The 2,526-nt window shown below is 43.9% G+C and carries 2 protein-coding genes and 1 pseudogene; 1 reads left to right on the forward strand and 2 read right to left on the reverse strand.

Going from position 1 to position 2,526, the window contains the following annotated elements; genetic code table 11:
• Window positions 1-131: 131 nt before the first annotated feature.
• Window positions 132-709: pseudogene (locus QUA56_RS34370) on the forward strand (serine/threonine protein kinase).
• A 178-nt stretch (window positions 710-887) separates the two neighbouring features.
• On the opposite strand, the gene QUA56_RS34375 reads toward QUA56_RS34370, so the two are convergent.
• Together QUA56_RS34375 and proC are read right to left on the reverse strand one after the other, a co-directional pair.
• Window positions 888-1,508, reverse strand: a complete 621-nt coding sequence (locus tag QUA56_RS34375) for a hypothetical protein (protein WP_333367835.1) — start codon at window positions 1,506-1,508, stop codon at window positions 888-890.
• Window positions 1,509-1,625: 117 nt separating this feature from the next.
• A complete protein-coding gene (gene proC, locus QUA56_RS34380) occupies window positions 1,626-2,471 on the reverse strand; it encodes a pyrroline-5-carboxylate reductase (RefSeq protein ID WP_333367870.1) in 846 nt (281 codons plus the stop codon).
• Window positions 2,472-2,526: the final 55 nt, after the last annotated feature.

Below are 2,526 nucleotides of genomic sequence, written 5' to 3' on the forward strand. Positions count from 1 at the left end.
TCTGGTTGCTGGGGGCTTTTTCATTGGTTTATTTTACCAGCTTTTGTCACCGAAGTTTTTTTGACCTGAATCCTTACCTCAGGTTTAATCAACATTAACCAACCGATCGAGTCGGGAAGATGAAACAATCTATGTGTCTAAATCCAGGGGATATTCTTCGCGATCGCTACCAAATAATCGGTAAATTAGGTGAGGGAGGGTTTGCCAAAACCTATACGGCTAACGACGCTTTAGGCAGCCCTGGAAATCCCCTGTGCGTCGTCAAGGAAATTCCGCCTCCTGAATCTAACGATGAGCGGCTGTTGGAGGAAGCACAGCACCAATTTGAAAAAGAAGCTAAAACCCTGAAGTATCTCGATAAGTGTCCGCAGATTCCCAAGTTGATCGATCGCTTTCAAGAACAGGGAAAATTTTACTTAATTCAAGAATACATCGAAGGAAATCCGCTCAACAAAAAACTCGTTTCAGGCAGTTTCAGGAGTCAGAAGTTATTGATTTATTGCAAGATATTTTGTCAGTTTTAGATTGCGTCCACTCTCAAAGGATTATTCACCGCGATCTGAAACCGTCAAACTTAATCCGGTGCAAAAGAACAGGCAAAATTGCGGTGATTGATTTTGGGGCGGTAAAAGCGATCGGCACTTTGGCGATCGAGAACGGTCAAATAACTCAAATTCGGGCGTTGCTTAATCAGGGGATGAAAAAATAAGTTTAAAATCCAGAAACTGTGTCGAAAATAGTTTCTATGACTTGCATATTTTGCCTTGCATACCGTAAATCAGCAACGCCAATTTTTCAGGCATTGGCGATCGTCCTCACTGAAACTCAACTCTTACTTTTCGATCGTAGCTCGCTGAATGTAAAATGCGATCGCCCTGTTATATCCCCTACAACTTCGGCGAAGTCGGGGAAGGAGGTATAGCGCTTAATAAAATTCCTAAAATTTTCCCCACATCCCTTAGATAATATTCGATCGCATCAATAAAAACAATATTCCCATCTAACTTCAAAAATCTCCACACAGTACCCGATGTCACGGCTCCATAAATAATTGGGATATTATTTCCCTCCTCTTCGTTAAATAACTGAGCAGCTAACATTTCCGCTGCACATTGTCCCAACCCAGCCTTAATATCTTCTTTTTTAGCTTCAACCAGCGTAATCACAGGGGCGCTGATAAACAGGCGTTCCGCTGACAAACTCATTAAAAAATCGCAGGTTCCATTCAATCCTTTTTCAGGAGCTACATTAAACTCGGAACCGGAAAATAAACCAATTTGATAATTTAACTGCCGCCTAACTTCAAGTAAAATCGGTGCTATAATCAGTTCAGAACGAGCTTTTTCTGTATTGATGTCTACTGCTAATGCTGCGTTTTCTTTTAACGATAATTTCAGGATTTCGCTAGATTCTACTTCTGAGATATCGGCAAATAAATCTTGATTTTCGTTGAGAGTTAAGTCAAATTGCTTGACCAGTTCCTTCAGCTTGAAATCGCTATAAGCCATCTTGATAATTTTAGATTTTAGATTTTAGATTTTAGATTGGAAATGACTGACTAGATATGGGTTTGGGGCTGGTCAGCAGTTGCGTTATTTTTTACGAATCATATAACTTCTCTGTTGTTATTTTCCCAATTCTTGAGAACGCAAACAAGCTGCTTTCACTGCTTCGATCAGCGCAGAACGAAAGCCGCTACTCTCTAATTTAGCAATTCCGGCGATCGTCGTGCCGCCGGGACTTGTCACTCGATCTTTCAATTCTGCCGGGTGCATTCCCGTTTCTTGCAACAGTTTCGCTGTACCGAATACAGTTTGCACTGCTAATTGAGAGGCGATCGCCCGCGGCAAACCTGCACAAACTCCGCCATCTGTCAATGCCTCAATCAAAATTGCTACATAACCGGGCCCGGAACCCGAAAGCCCTGTCACCGCATCCAGCATACTCTCAGGCACTTCTACCACTTCTCCCACGGCCTGAAAGATGCGCTTTACCAATTCTAAATCAGCCGGTTGCACGAGTTTTCCCGGGGCGATCGCGCTCATTCCCGCTCCTACCGTCGCCGGAGTATTCGGCATCACCCGCAGCACTCCCCGCCCCGGAAACGCTGGTTCTAGCTTGCTGAGTGGCACTCCTGCCAAAATCGACACTACCACCGCTTCTGGCTTGGAATCAGCCGTTTCTCCATTATTTCCCTGTTTGCGATCGGCCGCCACCGCCAACTCCAAAGCTACCGTATCAAAAACTTGCGGTTTAATCGCCAAAAACAGCACTTCTGTAGCGGCAGCAACTTCTAGATTGCTGGCTGTTGTTCCAATCCCGTAGGTTTCCGTCAAAAATTGGCGGCGTTGAAGTTGTGGCTCGCTCACCAATATTTCTGAAGGCAAATAAACTTTTTGTGCTATTAAGCGGGATAAGAGAGCTTCTCCCATTACCCCGCCGCCGATCGTACCAAATTTAATCATAGTTATTAGTTATTAGTTATCAGTTATTAGTTATCAGTTATCAGTGCGTTCTTCGTAGGGT

This window comes from Microcoleus sp. N3A4 (genome assembly GCF_036701805.1).
Classification (GTDB): domain Bacteria; phylum Cyanobacteriota; class Cyanobacteriia; order Cyanobacteriales; family Microcoleaceae; genus Microcoleus.

What these genes read in the sequence shown, in the direction of transcription:
- QUA56_RS34375 (WP_333367835.1), bottom strand. Translation starts at nt 1,508, where the DNA reads ATGGCTTATAGCGATTTCAAGCTGAAGGAACTGGTCAAGCAATTTGAC.